Source organism: Spirosoma koreense (assembly GCF_054777875.1).
Window position 1 is genome coordinate 351,961 of record NZ_BAAHAC010000013.1, and the last position, 16,504, is coordinate 368,464.

Annotated in this window: 15 protein-coding genes; 4 read left to right on the forward strand and 11 right to left on the reverse strand. The window is 55.4% G+C overall.

Translation table 11 applies throughout. The features are described 5' to 3' along the window. Positions 1–14: 14 nt before the first annotated feature. The 5 genes from ACYVC2_RS13335 to ACYVC2_RS13355 form a co-directional block, all read right to left on the reverse strand. Positions 15–2,672 carry an ABC transporter permease gene (locus ACYVC2_RS13335; protein WP_461102923.1) on the reverse strand — a complete coding sequence of 886 codons (2,658 nt, stop codon included), beginning with the start codon at positions 2,670–2,672 and terminating at the stop codon, positions 15–17. Positions 2,673–2,674: 2 nt separating this feature from the next. Further along, complete coding sequence (locus ACYVC2_RS13340) at positions 2,675–3,004, reverse strand: PadR family transcriptional regulator (protein ID WP_461102924.1); 330 nt, start codon at positions 3,002–3,004, stop codon at positions 2,675–2,677. A gap of 218 nt (positions 3,005–3,222) precedes the next feature. Beyond that, a complete protein-coding gene (locus ACYVC2_RS13345) occupies positions 3,223–3,567 on the reverse strand; it encodes a hypothetical protein (RefSeq protein WP_461102925.1) in 345 nt (114 codons plus the stop codon). An 18-nt stretch (positions 3,568–3,585) separates the two neighbouring features. Then, positions 3,586–3,924 (reverse strand): PadR family transcriptional regulator, encoded by a 339-nt coding sequence (locus tag ACYVC2_RS13350; protein WP_461102926.1) that lies wholly within the window; start codon positions 3,922–3,924, stop codon positions 3,586–3,588. 194 nt (positions 3,925–4,118) lie between these two features. After that, on the reverse strand, positions 4,119–5,162 hold the full coding sequence (locus ACYVC2_RS13355; protein ID WP_461102927.1) for a tetratricopeptide repeat protein: 1,044 nt from the start codon (positions 5,160–5,162) through the stop codon (positions 4,119–4,121). Between the two features lie 82 nt (positions 5,163–5,244). On the opposite strand from ACYVC2_RS13355, the gene ACYVC2_RS13360 reads away from it, so the two are divergent. Then, positions 5,245–5,493, forward strand: a complete 249-nt coding sequence (locus tag ACYVC2_RS13360; protein WP_461102928.1) for a hypothetical protein — start codon at positions 5,245–5,247, stop codon at positions 5,491–5,493. 118 nt (positions 5,494–5,611) lie between these two features. On the opposite strand, the gene ACYVC2_RS13365 is transcribed toward ACYVC2_RS13360, so the two are convergent. After that, positions 5,612–6,373, reverse strand: a complete 762-nt coding sequence (locus tag ACYVC2_RS13365) for a hypothetical protein (protein WP_461102929.1) — start codon at positions 6,371–6,373, stop codon at positions 5,612–5,614. A gap of 414 nt (positions 6,374–6,787) precedes the next feature. Here ACYVC2_RS13365 and ACYVC2_RS13370 point away from each other — a divergent pair, with 414 nt between their 5' ends. Both ACYVC2_RS13370 and cobA read left to right on the forward strand, forming a co-directional pair. Continuing rightward, on the forward strand, positions 6,788–8,938 hold the full coding sequence (locus ACYVC2_RS13370; RefSeq protein ID WP_461102930.1) for a nitrite reductase: 2,151 nt from the start codon (positions 6,788–6,790) through the stop codon (positions 8,936–8,938). A gap of 85 nt (positions 8,939–9,023) precedes the next feature. Continuing rightward, positions 9,024–9,776, forward strand: coding sequence for a uroporphyrinogen-III C-methyltransferase (gene cobA / locus ACYVC2_RS13375; RefSeq protein WP_461102931.1), 753 nt, complete (start codon positions 9,024–9,026; stop codon positions 9,774–9,776). Positions 9,777–9,821: 45 nt separating this feature from the next. On the opposite strand, the gene ACYVC2_RS13380 is transcribed toward cobA, so the two are convergent. Together ACYVC2_RS13380 and hisS are read right to left on the reverse strand one after the other, a co-directional pair. Further along, complete coding sequence (locus ACYVC2_RS13380; RefSeq protein WP_461102932.1) at positions 9,822–11,807, reverse strand: KUP/HAK/KT family potassium transporter; 1,986 nt, start codon at positions 11,805–11,807, stop codon at positions 9,822–9,824. Between the two features lie 105 nt (positions 11,808–11,912). Then, a complete protein-coding gene (hisS, locus tag ACYVC2_RS13385) occupies positions 11,913–13,280 on the reverse strand; it encodes a histidine--tRNA ligase (protein WP_461102933.1) in 1,368 nt (455 codons plus the stop codon). A 166-nt stretch (positions 13,281–13,446) separates the two neighbouring features. On the opposite strand from hisS, the gene ACYVC2_RS13390 reads away from it, so the two are divergent. Beyond that, complete coding sequence (locus tag ACYVC2_RS13390; RefSeq protein WP_461102934.1) at positions 13,447–13,605, forward strand: hypothetical protein; 159 nt, start codon at positions 13,447–13,449, stop codon at positions 13,603–13,605. A 55-nt stretch (positions 13,606–13,660) separates the two neighbouring features. Here the strand turns inward: ACYVC2_RS13390 and ACYVC2_RS13395 are convergent, their stop codons facing one another. The 3 genes from ACYVC2_RS13395 to hemL form a co-directional block, all read right to left on the reverse strand. Continuing rightward, positions 13,661–14,017, reverse strand: a complete 357-nt coding sequence (locus tag ACYVC2_RS13395) for a hypothetical protein (protein WP_461102935.1) — start codon at positions 14,015–14,017, stop codon at positions 13,661–13,663. 79 nt (positions 14,018–14,096) lie between these two features. Continuing rightward, positions 14,097–15,104, reverse strand: a complete 1,008-nt coding sequence (locus tag ACYVC2_RS13400; RefSeq protein ID WP_461102936.1) for a glycosyltransferase family 2 protein — start codon at positions 15,102–15,104, stop codon at positions 14,097–14,099. Positions 15,105–15,196: 92 nt separating this feature from the next. Then, positions 15,197–16,489 carry a glutamate-1-semialdehyde 2,1-aminomutase gene (gene hemL / locus ACYVC2_RS13405; protein ID WP_461102937.1) on the reverse strand — a complete coding sequence of 431 codons (1,293 nt, stop codon included), beginning with the start codon at positions 16,487–16,489 and terminating at the stop codon, positions 15,197–15,199. Between the last annotated feature and the right edge of the window lie 15 nt (positions 16,490–16,504).

Consider the following 16,504-nt stretch of genomic DNA (forward strand, 5'->3'; position numbering starts at 1 on the left):
CACCCGGGTGAGGGCTATTCAGTTCGTAAGGTCTTTACCGGGTTCATCAGGGCGGCTTTGACACTCCGGAACCCAACGGTCAGCAGCGCCACGAGGAACGTGATCAGGATCGCCAGGATAAAAATGCCCGCGCCGGGTTCGATCCGATACACAAAACCGGCCAGCCATTCCTTCATGGCCCACCACGCCAGGGGAGCCGCCACCAAAAACGCGAGTAGCAGCAACTGGAAAAACTCTTTGCCAAATAGCCAGAGGATGCTGCCGGTACTCGCGCCCAGCACTTTCCGAACGCCGATTTCCTTTGTTTTCTGGGCCGCCATAAACGATACCAGCCCGTAAAGCCCCAGACAGCCCACGAAAATCGCAATCCCTGCAAACCCCTGAATCAGCAGGAGAAGTATCGTGTCCAGTTTGTAAAACCGCTCGATGTCCTCATCCAGAAACCGGTAGCTAAACATGGAAGCCGGGTACATGGCTTTCCAGGCTTTTTCCAGACCCACCAGCGTCGGCCCTAGCGTAGCTGGATTTACTTTTACCCCGCAGCTCCCGTACACCTCACCCCAGGTGGTCAGACAAAGCGGTTCAATAGCGACGTGAAACGACTTAAAGTGAAAGTCCTTCATCACCCCCACAATGGTGCCTGGCCGGTTGTTAATCGTCGCCGATTTGCCAATCACCGCCTTGGGGGAGGCTAGTCCAAGGGCTTTGACGGCCGTTTCATTGAGCAGATACTCCCGGATCGTGTCCGAAGGATTCAGGTTGCGACCCGCCAGAATGGGGATGTTGAAGGCGGGGATGTAGTGATGATCACCGGATTTAGTGGCTATACTAAAATCTTCGGCTTTGGGGCGGGAATCAAACAGAAACGTGGTGCTTCCTATGGCTTCGGAGGCCGGTGGGGAATTGAAAAATGTTACGTTTTCTACCCCGGATAGTTCTGAAAACTGAGCCCTTAAGGTATTGAGCTTCGCGGTTTTATTATCAGGCACCGGCAGAATGACGATCGCTTCTTTGCGAAAGCCCAGATCGGCCTGCTCAGAATAGCGCAGTTGATGGGTAATGATGAGCGTACCGATGATAAGCAATTGCGAGATGGCAAACTGCGCGACCACCAACCCTTTTCGCAGCGAGAAGCCGCCAACCGCTCGTTGGGAGAGGCCGCCTTTCAGCGCCAGCACGGGTTGAAAACGAGCCAGAATCAGACCGGGATAAGCGCCCGAACAGAAAATGACGATCAGCAGCAGCCCGGCCAAAAAGCTCAGTAGAGCCGGGTCGGTGAAGGGATGGAGTACAAGTTGTAACTCAAACCACTGATTGACAACCGGCAGGGCCAAATACGCTAAGCCCAGGGCGATCACCAGCGCCAATCCAGCCAGGAGCGCGGTTTCGGTTATAAACTGCCAGAAAACCGCGCCCCGCTCACTGCCCAAGGCTTTGCGCACCCCGATTTCGCGGGAACGCCCCAGGGCCTGAGCCGTGGCCAAGTTAATAAAATTGACGCAGGCCGTCAGAACCAGGAAAAAGCCGATCAAGCCAAAGGTCCACAGGTTTTTTTTGTCGGTTTGTCCCCGCAGTTTGGGATTAAAATGGATGTCGGCGAGCGGCTGTAGTTTGAATCGAAACTGCCTGGCATTCGCCTGATCGTAGTATTTAGCTGAAATAGCCGGCAGAATACTGGAATTGACCAGATCGGCTGATACCCCCGGTTTGAGCCGGATAAAACATTGCATCTCTTTATTGAACCCCAACCACCAGTCTTTTTCGACCATCCAGGGGCTGTGGTCCTGCAAATTGCTAAAGGGAAGGTAGATCTGGGAATGAAAATAAGTGTTGGGCGGCAGGTTGGCCAGGATGCCCGTTATCTTGACGACCAACGCATCGATGTGCAGAAGCTGCCCCACCGGGTCTTCATCCCCAAAATATTGTTTGGCGATCCGCTCGGTGATCAGGGCCGTATTTCGTTCCTGCAAAGCGGTTTGGAGATTTCCCCGGAGAAGGGGAAAATTAAACATGGCGAGAAACTCCGGATCGGCAAAGGCGAGATCTTCTTCAAACTTCTTCTGGGGTGTTACCGTCACGACTCGATCGTTCAGAAAGGCAATTCGCCCGACTTGATCGGCTACGTCATACCCCTTTCGGAAGGCTTCGCCCATGGGATTGGGCACGCCCGTGCTGTAAGTCACTTTTTGGGTATGCAGCTCGGTCGTAATGCGATAGATGCGCTCCTGGTTGGGGTGGAAGGTATCAAAGCTCAAATGGTAGGTAATTAATGTAAAAATCAGAATGGCACAGCCAATCCCCAGACTCAGGCTCACTAGGTTGATCAGCGTGTAGGTTTTGTGCTTACTGAGTTTTCTGAACGCGATTTTCACATCATTGCTAAGCATAACCATAGGGTTTGGTGGTGAATAATTAGTTGGTTTCGAGCGTACATAAGAAGGTTGGGCTTGTTTGCGCCAGAGCCGGGGATGCAACAGCAGCAGCGTTTCCAGCCCATATAGTAGCCTCGCCTGGGTAACGCCATATCGCTGGACTCGCCGTTGAAATAATTCATACAGATCCCCCAACACTTCGTCCCGCAGGTGAGACGCCGTCAGTCGGGTGAGCAACCGCTCGGCCCAGCGTGGCGGAGCCAGCTGTCTGCCTGAATAAGGTTTATTCGTTCGATTCATGATCAGTAATCAAAAGCGGTTTTGGGAATACTGTCCCACAGTTCATTGCGGATACGTCGCGCTTCCTGCAGGGCTTGTTGGCCCGCCATGGTCACTCTAAACAAGCGTTTGCTGCGGCCACCCCGCTCAGGGGTCGGTTCGCTAAAGCGGGACTGAAGTAGTCCTTTTTCTTCCAGGCGCTGCATAGTCCGATGTACAACACCTAAGCTTACAGGTCGCTCTAAGCGCTCGCTCAGTTCATCCAGAACGGCTACGCCGTAGGCATCATCGTAGAGCCGGGCAATCGTCAGCAGCACGATCTCTTCGAACTCCCCTAATTGAGTACCTTTCATAAGTTGACGGAAGATCTGACTGAAGAATTAAATATGTTTCCCTTTTGCATGGCAAATCAAAGGCCAACCGCCTTGATCGACTCCAGACGCCTGAAAAGCGCGTTTTAGGGTTTCGGTATTATTTTTTTCGTCCGTTTCCGGACGGTATCCTGTCCAGATTTGGACGGTTGTTGGGCTAAGCGCTACGTACTTGTAGAGGGGGTTAAATTTAATCTGAATCAAATTTGATGAGCGACACTGCGATCCTGCAGGGCGGTTCGGGGATTTCTCCAGTGCCGGGGAAAATGAAAAATGACCAGAAAATCCGGGTCGACAAACGCAACGTCTTTTTCAAACTTTTGCCGGCTACACAGCAACCAACCGCTTGTCCGTGACGGCGATCCGACCTTGTCGGCGACCTGGTATCCAGTTTGAAAGGGCTCCCCCATCGGATTCAGGACGCCCGTGCTGTGGGTGAGATTATGGTTGTGTAGTTCGGTATAAATCCGGTAGATCCGGGCTTGGTTTGCGTGGAAGGTAAAGAGCAGGGTCGCACAGGCAAACCCGAGGCTCAGGTTTACCACACGTACTCGTTACGTTTGTCAGGCGCCCCATAGCAGTACGATATCGGTTGGAATCTGCCCCCACAACTGGCTGCGCACCTGCCGGCACTCGACCAGGGCCCGTTGCCCGGCCACCGTGACGGTAAACAGCCGCTTTTGGCGCCCACCCCGCTCGGCTGTGGCTCCGCCCATCCGGGAGGAAACGTAGCCTTTCTCCGCCAGCCGTTGCAGGGTCGTGTGGACGGTAGGAAAGCTGATGCTACGACCCAACTGCTGCTCGATGGTTTGGGTAATCGAGGCACAGTACGCTGATTCCTGCAGGGCGGCAACCGTCAGCAGCACCACTTCCTCCAGCTCCCCCAAAAAGGCTCGTTTCATAATAGACTAGACTGGTTTGGTCCGGGCTGGCCCGCCGGGCCGTCATTAGTATAGTGTTTGTCGGGCAAATAGCGATCCAAACGGACCAAAACAGGCCAGCAGCCGTATAGAACGCGAACACAGGACTGTACGGAACGACCAGCTGTCCAGAAATGGACAGCTGGTCGTTCAGAAACGGACAGCAGACGGGGGGGCTATCGAGGGCAGTGGCGCGCCCGTTCTTGGCGCGCCAGTTCGTCTCCGGCCCGGTCGCCCCGCTGCCAGGCCTCACAGGCCCCGCCGGAGTTACCCGTGGCCCATTCGGCCGTACCGATGGCGTAATAAAGCTGGTCGACCGAGGCATCGAGCCGTTCGGCCCGGCGGAGTGCGGGCAGGGCTTTTGCGGGCTGGTGCTGGTCCAGCCAGTAGAGCCCCAGGGTTCGGTGAGCCCAGGCATTCTGATCATCGCGCCGAAGGGATTCTTCGACCAGTGGGAGCGCTTCCGCCGGTCGGTGTAGTTTCAGGAGCAGGTAGGCTTTGTTATTCAGGTAGTACGGCTGCCGGGGCTGCCGGACCAGCGCCCGCTCGACGTAAGACAGGGCGTCGGCAAAGTGGCCGGTGCGGGCCAGCAGCAGGCTCAGGTTGTTCAGGGCGGCATCCTGAGCTGGATTCAGTTGCAGCGCCCGCCGGATGTCCCGTTCGGCCGGTTCGTACGCTTGCTGGCTGAAGAAAAAGGCTCCGCGGTTGGTCAGGGCCTCGACGTTATCCGGCTGGAGTTGCAGGGCACGGTCGTAGGCCGCCTGCGCCAGGGCCGGTTTGTTCAGCCGTACGTAGGTATCGCCCAGGCGAGTCTGGTAAAAGGTCGAATCCTGGTATTGGTTTCCGATGCGTTCGAGATCGGTCAGGCTCCCGGCCGCGTCGCCGGTTTCCAGTCGTACTTCCGCCCGATTCAGGTAAGCGGGGCCAAAATCAGGGTCGGCCTGAATCGCCCGGCTGTAATCAGCCAGGGCTCCTTCGTGGTCGTCGTTTCGGAAGCGGGCCAGCCCCCGATTGTTGAAGGCATCGGCGAAGTCCGGCTTTTTAGCCAGCGCTTCCGTATAATACCGGATGGCCTGGGTATACTCCCGCTTCTGGAGTTGCAGATTCCCCTTCAGAAAAAACTGAGCGGCTTCGTCCGTGTTGTCGGCACAGGAGAGCAGTATTAATGAATAATGAATAATGAATAATGAGGCAATGGCCCGTCGATTGAATCGACCCATTATTTTTGTTCTCTCACGGATGCACAGCCATGCCCGGCATCCATTTTTCATTATCCATTGTACATTTTTCATTACCATACTCATGCGTTTTGTCCAGGAAATCCCCCACCCCCAGTTCCGCATTGGTCTTTATGCCTGGAATGGCAAATATATCGTCAAAATCGAATCGGGGCCCTATGAACAGACTTATAAGATTCAGGAACTGGACCTGACGGACCCCGCCCTGGTACCGACGATGCTCGATTCGGAATTTCTGGAGCGGGTAACTACCCGCTTTCAGGAAATGGCAGCCGACTGGCAGGCCACCGGCGACCGGAATGACGTATTCTGACCGGAGATCGGTGCGGATTCGCGCGGAGCCGTACCGGGCCGGAAAAACAAATGGTCGGCCGGAAACGCTGATGCGTCCGGCCGACCATTTGCTTATATCCAGTTGCTTGCCCTGGTGATCAGTTAGGCAGGTTGTAGGCCTGTTTGACAGCTGCGTAATCCTTGAAGTCAACCGCACCTTGTCGGCCGCTTTTCACATTCCCCATCACGACAACGATCCGGTACTGCGGCAAGGTGGTAAACAAACTCCGGTAAAAATCGGTGGTTTTGTTGGCCACGTCGGCAATCGGGGTATACGCGTCCCGGCTGCTGTCGTAATAGCCCGTTGTCAGGGTTATTTTAGGCGCGAAATAATTCTGGCCCAGGTTATCCGTGGTAATCTGATAATCGGTATAATCCGAAAACTTACTGGTCGTTCGGCCCGGAATTTTGACACTGGCGTACGGAACGGTATTGGCCGCGATCCGCTCATTGAGCACATAATTCTGGGTGGTTTGATCGAAGCTCAGGGCACCGAATTTATAGTACACCGTAATCAGCCCCTGGTTAATGGCGGAAGCCGACAGAATCGAACTGGTGGTAGCGGCTGGCGACAGATCGACTACGCTCAGGTCGGGGTGCGCGAAGACGTTACCTGATACATCCATGGTCTTCCATTCAGTATACATAACGTTGGCGTTGCCCATAGGGCCGGTGGCGCCGGCTACCCCGCTGGCACCGGCCGGGCCCGTTGCCCCCGCTGCTCCGGTAGCACCTGTCGGACCCGCTGGCCCCTGTGGACCCGCCGGGCCCTCCGGACCTTTACAGGAAACCACCAGCATGAGCAATAAGGCAAAAAGTCCAGCAGTCGTCTGAACAAAATAAGAAAAACGTACTTTCATAATTTTACGAGTTATAAATTGAATTGAACACACAACGTAGTTTAGATAGAGTTCGCCCGAAAATCGCGTCAATATACGGCAAAGTTGCTCAATTCGTGCTTTTTTACCAATCACAGCAACTTATTTTATAGAATTAAAACTACAATTACCAAATAGATGTTTACAGACAACGTATGTATTTGTTCGGATTCCGGGGTTCATTTCCCCCAGTCAGGCCCTGTCAATACTGGGCGTCAGCCGCGTTCACGGCAGCTTTTCATAACCATTCTTTATCGTCCATAACCAGAAGTTGGGCATTTACCGAACCCAATCGGCGTAATAAATAGTTAGTATTGTACGATGAAGATGCGCTGGTTAGAGCCAGCGTTTCGTTTTACCAGTATAGTTGATTAATTCTATAGACAATATACCTTTATGGCTATCCAGCTAACCGATACCGTAAGTCAGGCCGCCCGGCGCGACATTCTCGATCTGGAGCAGAAGATCCGTTCCTTCGGTCAGGGGGATATGGCGGAGGAAGCTTTCCGGAAATTCCGCCTAACGCGGGGTGTATACGGTCAGCGGCAACCCGGTGTGCAGATGATCCGGATCAAACTCCCCCACGGCCGCATCACCGCCGATCAGTTGATCCGCATTGCCGATCTATCGGATCGGTACGCCACGGGAAACCTGCACGCGACTACCCGCCAGGACATCCAGCTCCACTTTGTCAAACTGGCCGATTCGCCCCAGCTCTGGGCCGATCTGGAAGACGCGGGCATCACCCTGAAAGAAGCCTGTGGCAACACGGTCCGGAACGTGACGGGATCGGCCCGTGCCGGTATCGATCCCGACGAGCCGTTCGACATTACCCCCTACGCCCATACCATCTTCGACTATTTCCTGCGGAATCCGATCTGTCAGGACATGGGTCGCAAGTTCAAAATTTCCCTCTCGTCGAGTGAGAAAGATTCGGCTTACGGCTACATGCACGACGTGGGGCTGGTGGCCCGGCTGCAGGACGGCCGACGGGGCTTTAAGGTGATGCTGGGCGGTGGCTTGGGTGCGCAGCCCTTCGCGGCTCAGACGGCCTTCGAATTTCTGGACGAAGATCGGGTGATTCCGTTCATCGAAGGAGTGATCCGCGTATTCGACCGGTACGGCGAGCGGCAGAAACGCCACAAAGCCCGGATGAAATACCTGCTCAACGACATTGGCCTGGAGGAATTACTCCGCCGGATCGGGGAAGAAACCCCTGCCCTGCGGGTAAAAGCCCTGTCCGTCGACGAAAACGCTGGCAATGGCCGCTTTGCGCCTGCCCCGGCTGCCCGTCCCGATGCGCCCCCGGTAGATACGCTCGCGGGCAGCGAGGCCTTCAACCGCTGGTTGAAAACGAACGTCTTCGAGCAGAAACAGGCGGGTTGGTATGCCGTACAGCTACGGGTACTGCTGGGGGATATGTCGTCCGACACGGCCCGGGCGCTGGCCCAGGTAGTCAGACGGTATGCCGCCGACGACATCCGGGTGACCGTCAATCAGGGGTATCTGCTCCGCTTCGTCAAGCCCGAAGATCTACCCGCTATATACGAAGCCCTGACCGCCCTGGGCCTGTCCGACCCCGGTTTCGATACCACCGCCGACATTACAACCTGCCCCGGCACGGATACCTGTAACCTGGCCATCTCGAGCAGCTACGGCATCACCCGGGCGCTGGAAAAACTGATGCACGACGAGTTTCCGGACCTGGTCTTCAATGACGATATCAAAATCAAGATTTCGGGTTGTATGAACGGTTGCGGTCAGCACTCCGTCGCGAACATCGGCTACCACGGTTCTTCCCTGAAGAATGGGGCTTACGTGCTCCCGGCTCTTCAGGTATTGCTGGGTGGTGGTTTCAACGGTAAAGGCGAAGGGCTGATTGCGGATAAAGTGATCAAGATTCCGGCCAAACGGGGCCCCGATTCACTGCGGTTCCTGCTGCGCGACTTCGACGCCAATGCCTTCGACGGAGAATATTACAGTGACTACTACGGTCGTCAGGGGAAAAATTATTTTTACCAGTTGCTGAAACCGCTCGCCGATCTGAAAACCCTGGTTGACAGCGATTACATCGACTGGGATCATACCGAACAGTACGTGACGGAAGTAGGAATTGGTGAGTGCGCCAGCGTTCTCATCGACCTGGTCGCCACGACCCTGACCGAAGCTTCGGACAAACTCGGCTGGGCGCGGGAAGCCCTCGCCGAAAGCCGCTGGGCCGACGCGTTGTACCATGCCTATAACGTTTTCATCACCGGCGCCAAAGCGGGTCTGATGAGCCGGGATATTCCCACGAACACCCAACACGGCATCGTCAGCGATTTTGACCGGGCATTCCTGGGTGAAACGGATTTCCATCAGGCCGAAGGCGAATTTAAAAACCTGGTATTCAGCATCAACCGGCAGGAGCCATCGGAAGCGTTTGCCAGTCGGTTCCTGGCGCAGGCCGAAGCGTTCCTGCAAGCCGTTCAGGCCTACCGGGAAGGTCAGATCGAACGGGAAGGCTTGCCCGAACTGCAAACCTTATCCCAAGCGCAGGACAGCTAAACCAATGAATAATGGATAATGAATAATGAAAAGTTAGCCTACTCCACTCATTATCCATTATTCATTAATCATTATCCATTAAACGATGAAACTTACTCTTGTAGGAGCGGGTCCGGGCGATCCGGATTTGATTACGGTAAAGGGAATCCGGGCGTTGCAGCAGGCCGATGTGGTGATGTATGACGCGCTGGTGCATCCCGATTTACTGGAATACTGTCGCCCGGATACGCTTAAAGTGTATGTAGGCAAGCGCCGGGGCGCGTACTCCTGCATGCAGGAAGATATCAACCCGCTGATCGTGCACTACGCCCGGCAGTATGGGCAGGTCGTGCGGTTGAAAGGCGGGGATTCGTTCGTCTTCGGACGGGGCTACGAAGAAATCGACTTTGCCCGGCAGCACGGGATCGAGACCGACGTCATTCCCGGTCTCTCCAGCAGCTACGCGGTTCCGGCTTCGGCGGGGATTCCGCTGACCACCCGGGGCGTTTCGGAAAGCTTCTGGGTGGTAACGGGTACGACCAAAGATGGCCAGTTTTCGATTGATCTGAGGCTGGCCGCTCAGTCGTCGGCAACGGTCGTCATATTGATGGGTATGCATAAACTGGCCGACATTGTGGCGGTTTTCGCTGGCTATGGTAAGGCCGATACGCCCGTCGCCGTCATTCAGAACGGCACCCTACCCGACGAACGGATGGTATCGGGCACGGTCCGGGATATTCTCGACAAAGTAAACGAAACCGGAATCGGCAACCCAGCCATCATTGTGGTAGGTGCCGTAGCCGGGCTTCCCCAGCTTAACGGGCAGGCGCTGCAGGCGGCAATCCGGGCGAATGAATAGCCTCTGTAAGCCGGGCACGGATTTAAAGGCTATGGGTCGTATCGATCATTCCCCGGCATCTGTGGGTTCCGGAGCGGAAGCTTTCCGGGTACGGGGTATGACCCGCTCCAGCGGCATGGAGCGGGGCGCCGATAAGACCAGCGGTACGTCTTCTGTCACGACGTTGCTGGTGTCCAGGCCATAAGTGGCCTGCGTCGATAAGGCTATGTGTTTCAGGGCCATATACCCTTTCATAATCAGTTGCCGACGGGCCGACAGTTCGTTGTCGTAGGACAGAAACCGCTGGAACAGCACAAACCGGAAATCGCCGGGCACCCGGTGTACGTTCAACGACTGGTAGCGGCTTTCCACCGTCACTTCCTGGTTCTCGACCAGGTCTTTCACCACCATCCGGAAGAGGAGATTGATGCGGGGTTCGATGCGGAAGCCCAGGTAAAAGGTCACGAAATAAACGTCTTCTTTCGCCAGCGTATCGACTTTATACCGCATCATATACGGTTTATCCTCAACGACGACGTGAATGAACCAGTAGATATCCGCTCGCTTGGGGGCCCGGTTCAGGATAGAGTACAGGATTTCTGCTTCGATTTCCCGGGCGTCGGGGGCGGTGGTCATGTACACCAGATGGGTGGCAAACTTCGGGATCTCGAAATCGTTGCTTAGTGCTTTCAGAATTGGCAGGTTATCCGGCAGGGAGTCGTACCGGATAAAGCTTTGCACGATCGTCTCGCCCTGGTGCCAGAACCACATCATGGCCATCAGCAACAGCCCCAGGGTAATGGATATCCAGCCCCCCTCTTCAAACTTCACCAGGTTGGCGATCAGGAACGTCGTCTCGACGATTAAAAACACGACCGTAATCAGCCCGGTCGCCAGGGAATTGACGTTTTTATGCCGCAGATAGGCGTTGATGAGAACGGTCGACATCAGCATCGTCAGCGTCACGGCCAGCCCGAACGCGGCTTCCATATTCTTGGATTCGCGGAAATGCAGCACGATCAGGATGCAGCCAACCATTAGTCCCCAGTTGACGAAGGGAACGTAGAGCTGTCCCCGCTCGTCGGAGGGGTACGCTACCCGCTGCCGGGGCCAGAAACTCAGCCGCATGGCTTCTCCAACGAGGGTAAATGCCCCACTAATGAGCGCCTGCGACGCAATGATCGTCGCAAGCGTGGCCAGGATAATACTGAACACCACCAGCGACGGCGGGACAATACTATAGAACGGACTGGTGTCGCTGAGTGATTTTCCGAGGTGTTGCATCAGCCAGGCCGTTTGGCCGGCGTAGGACAGCAGCAGGGTCAGCTTCACGTACCCCCAGCTCATCCGAATATTTCCCCGCCCGCAGTGACCCATATCCGAATACAGCGCTTCGGCCCCGGTCGTACAGAGGAACACCCCACCCAGCAGCCAGAATCCGCCGGGGTACTCGATCAGAAATCGGGCACCGTACCACGGATTAATGGCCTTCAGCACCATGGGGTAATGCAGCAGGCTCAGGAAACCGATGACCCCGATAAATGAAAACCAGACCAGCATCACCGGCCCAAACAGGCGACCCAGTTGCTGGGTACCGAACTGCTGTGCGATAAACAGCACCACCAGAATCCCGATGACGATCGGCACCGTATCGAGTTTGGGTTCGAAGATCAGGAGTCCTTCGATCGCCGAGGCTACGGAAATAGGGGGCGTAATGAGCCCGTCCGCCAGCAGAAACGACCCGCCAATAATGGCTGGGTACATCAGCCACGGCCCCGCATGTTTCCGCACCAGCGCGTAGAGGGAAAAAATCCCCCCTTCTCCGTTGTTATCGGCCCGCAGGGTAATAACTACGTATTTGATCGTGGTTTGCAGGGTAAGCGTCCAGATCACGCAGGAAAGAGTACCCAAGACCAGGGTTTCGGACAGTTCCCGCCCCCGCATGACGGCCGACAGGGTGTACAGTGGCGAAGTGCCGATATCCCCAAAAACAATCCCGATGGCTACCAGCAGCCCCTGTGGTGATACTTTGTTGATCGAATGTGCGGCCATAGCTACGGAATTGCCTGCTGACGGGAAGGTGGACTGCTAGGTAAACCACTTTTCGAACGGCTCATCCATTAAAACCCGATTAAAGTAAGGCAATAGAGCACCGAATCAGGGCTGTAGGATCCGAAGGAGGTCATCCGTCGTCCCTTTCGTCTGCTCGCCACTGAGCATATTTTTGATCGTCAATTGTCCGGTCTGCACCTCCTCGGAGCCAATCAGTACCACATACGGGATGGCTTTGGCATTGGCATAGTCGAGCATTTTCTTCACCTTCGCTATATCAGGGTACACTTCGGCCGGGATGCGGGTGGAGCGAAGCCGGCTCACCAGGGGCAGGGCAACCACCCGGGCGTCGGCATCGAACGGTACGATGAGTACCTGCGTCCCCTGGCTGGTGTTGGCCGGGAAGAGTTGCAGTTCATCCATTACGTCATAAATCCGATCTACACCAAAGGAAATCCCGACGCCCGACACACCCGGCATGCCAAATGCACCGGTCAGGTTGTCGTAACGCCCCCCTCCGCTGACGCTGCCGATCTGCACGCCATTCGCTTTCACTTCAAAAATCGCTCCGGTATAATACGACAGGCCACGCGCCAGCGTCGGATCGATCTCCACCCGGGCGTCGGCAAGCCCGAACTGGTCGACTAAGTAAAGTGTTTCTTTAAGTTCGCGAATGCCCTGCTGCGCCGTTTCGGAGGATTTCAGCCAGGTCTGTAACTGCTCAAGGACTCCACTTGGGTGGCTGGTTTCGACCGTAAACAGGGGCGCCAGTTGCGCCAGGGATGCGTCTGAAAACCCTCGCGATCGCAGCTCATCCAGTACCTTCTCCTGACCGATCTTATCCAGCTTATCGATCGCTACGGAAAGCGTCCCCTCCTGCCCCAGCGCACCGATGACCTCGGCGATACCCGCCAGGATCTTCCGGTTATTGAGTTTAAGGGTAAAATTGTCGACCTTCAGATTCCGGAATACCTCGTGGATCATCAGCACGATTTCGGCTTCGCAAAGCAGCGAGTCGGTGCCCACCACATCGGCATCGCACTGATAAAATTCCCGGTAGCGGCCTTTCTGGGGTCGGTCGGCCCGCCAGACGGGTTGCATCTGATACCGCTTGAACGGCATCGTGAGGGCATTCCGGTTCATGACTACGTACCGGGCGAAAGGTACTGTCAAATCATAGCGCAACCCTTTTTCAGCAATTTTCGGGGTCAGTTTTTTCGATCCCTGAGCTACGTCCAGTTCAGTCAGGCCGGCGGCATAATCGCCGGAGTTCAGGATTTTAAACAAAAGCTGATCCCCCTCGTCGCCGTATTTCCCCATCAGCGTCGACAGGTTTTCCATCGACGGGGTTTCGAGGGGCTGAAAGGCAAATTGCTGGAAGGTCTGGCGGATGGTATCGAGAATAAAAAGCCGTTTGCGCATCTGCTCCGGCCCGAAATCACGAGTTCCTTTGGGTAATGTCGGTTTTTGCATGGCGCAAAAATAAGCGACAGGCCTACAGGATGAACACGCGTTGGCTGAATCTTCACAACGGAAGTGACCCGAAGACTATAAAAATTTGCTTCATGCAGCGAACCTGTGAAAAAAAACCGTATTTTTGCGGCTCCATTTCGAACCGATCTAGTAAAACGATAGCATCATGGCAGTAACTGAATTAAAACGGAAGGCTCGGCGGAACCGCGCCATTGCGAACAACAAAACCAACGCAATCAAGCAACTGTTGCGCAAGCCCGTCATTAAAAATGTGGATGTAGAAGCGATCAAGGCTTCTTTTGCCGAAAAACAGGCCTCGAAATAAGCGCCCACCGGATGACAATTTGGGCATGAGTCAACAGACTGGAGCCCGCGCCAATTTACTTAACCTCGCCTTTTCCCGGCGAGGTTTTTCGTTTCTGAAGCAGTCTGGCCCATTCCCGATCCCGCTTTTTCATTTCCCGGCGGACGAACCGACGATAATCCAGCTGCGCCCGGTAGCGAATGGCCTGCCCAAAGAGCAACAGACCACCGTTGATCAGGATCAGGCTGTAAATCCCCCACAACAACCATTGCCGAACCGGTGCCCCCTGGTGCCGGACCTCGGCGGCTTCGCTGAACACGCACAGCCCCGCGCTGAACAGCAACAATCCCAAAGGAGCCACGATGAGCCCCTTGGTTCGGGTGCTCATGCGTTTGACTAATCGTTGACCGGGCGGTTTTTCAAGCTTTGCCATGGAATAAGCGGAAAGGAGCGTACTACTATAACGAACAGAAATCCGGGTTTATTCGGTTCAGGCCGGGCCGGCGACCTATCTACGACGGATAATCGATGGTGGCCCCGGTCTCCCGAAAATGGCGGGGTTCGCGCAGGCGTTTCCAGCCCTCGCTTAGAAAACCGATGCCGTAGCCGATCAGTTGTACAAAGGCCGCTTCCACACTGAGCAACCCCACTTGCAGGCTTTGTTCCCTACGCCAGGCATCGATGAAATTGAGCAGGGCAAATACCCCAAGTACCGCAACCGACGCGCCAAACAAAACCGGACTGACAAAGGCCCAGATCGGCACAAAAGCGACAAACAGGGTAAACAGAGCCGGAAATGTATGCACCAGCTTTAGCTCACCAGGATAATAGCGGGCGATGTTGATGCGGGCGCGGCCAAAAAAACGCAGCTGCCGAAAAAACTGCCCGAAACTCGTTCGGCGTTTGTGGAAAATATAGGCTTCCGGGATCAGCCCCGTTCGGAACCCATTTTGAATGATCCGGATCGCGAACTCGATGTCCTCTCCCATTCGGCTCAGGGTATACCCACGGGTTCGTTCCCACACGGCCCGCGACAGTCCCATGTTGAAACTGCGCGGATGATACGTGCCGCCCAGGTTTTTCTTACTGCCCCGGATGCCGCCCGTCGTAAAAGGCGAAGTCATGGAATAACTGATGGCTTTCTGAACGGGGGTAAAACTAGGATGCGCCCGATCGGGTCCACCGTACGCATCGAGCCAATGGGCGGTCAGGTGATCGTTGACCGTAGCGAAGTAATGAGGGGGCACCAGCGCGTCGGAGTCGAAAATAACGAAATACTCGCCCGTCGCCCGCTCGAAACCATAATTCCGCGTAAATCCCTGCCCTGAATTTTCTTTAAAAAAATACCGGATGGCAAGCTGACCGGCAAATTCCGTCACCACCCGGTCGGCTTTCTGAGTCGAGCCGTCCTCGATCACGAGCACTTCGAAATTCCGGTACGTTTGTTTCGTCAGACTCTCCAGCAGTTCGCGCAGTTCGTCCGGGCGGTTATAAACGGGGATGATAACGGAAAAATACATAGTATGGGTAGTGGGTAATGAATAATGGACAATGAATAATGGATAATGCCTGGCGGGCGAAAAGGCCTTCATTATCCATTATTCATTGTCCATTATTCATTACTAATTATTTCCAGCAGGCTTTCTTCGTTGGCCTGGATGATCTGATCGACCAGCTCATCGGTCAGGGCAACGGACAGGAATAAACTTTCATACTGAGAGGGAGCTAAATAGACTCCCCGCTTGAGCATGGCGTGAAAATACCGCCCAAATGTCGGCAGATCGCAGGTTTTTGCTTCTGAGAAATTCGTCACCGGCCGTTCGGTCATGAACAAGGTAAACATGGACCCGATGTGGTTGATGGTGTAATTCAGATCCATTTTTTCCAGGGTCGACCGGAACCCAGTTGTCAACCGCTCGCCGATCGTCTCCAGGCGGGTATATACCTCCGGATGCCCCTGCAGGTGCCGCAGCATCGCCAGTCCCGCCGACATGGCAATCGGATTGCCCGATAATGTACCGGCCTGGTAGACCGGGCCGGCCGGCGACACGATGTTCATGATCTCCGCCCGGCCGCCGTAGGCCCCGACCGGCATCCCGCCCCCGATGATTTTCCCCAGGGTGGTCAGATCCGGCCGGATACCGAACCGCTCCTGCGCGCCCCCCTGGGCCAGCCGGAAGCCGGTCATCACTTCATCGAAAATCAGCAGTGCCCCGTGTTTGTCGCACAGTGCCCGGATTCCTTCCAGAAAACCCGGCTCGGGCAATACGCAGCCCATGTTTCCGACTACGGGTTCCAGAATGACCGCAGCCACCTGATTGTGGTTGTTTTCAAACAGGGCATCCACGGCCGCCAGGTCATTATAAGGGGCCGTCAGGGTATCGGCAGCCGTCGCTTTGGTCACCCCAGGGCTGTCGGGTGTGCCCATGGTCATGGCCCCGCTGCCCGCGGCAATCAGAAATGAGTCGCCGTGGCCGTGGTAACAGCCTTCGAACTTGATGAGTTTGTCGCGACCCGTAAACCCGCGGGCTACCCGAATGGCCGCCATGGTCGCTTCGGTACCCGAATTGACCATCCGCACTTTCTCGACCGATGGGACCATGGCGGTAATCAGCTCGGCCATCTCAACTTCCTTGCGGGTTGGTGCACCGAACGAGAATGAGTCCTGAATAGCATCGCGAACTGCTTTCTCGACGGGCTCGAAGGCATGCCCCAGAATCATAGGCCCCCAGGAGTTGATCAGCTCGATATACGCCCGCCCGTCTTCGTCGTAGAGATACGCGCCTTTGGCGGACTTGATGAATAGGGGGCTACCGCCCACGGCCCGAAATGCCCGCACCGGCGAATTGACACCGCCGGGAATCAGGGTTTTGGCTTTTTCGAAAAGTTGTTCGCTCGTCGTCATTGTGTTGAATGAGTG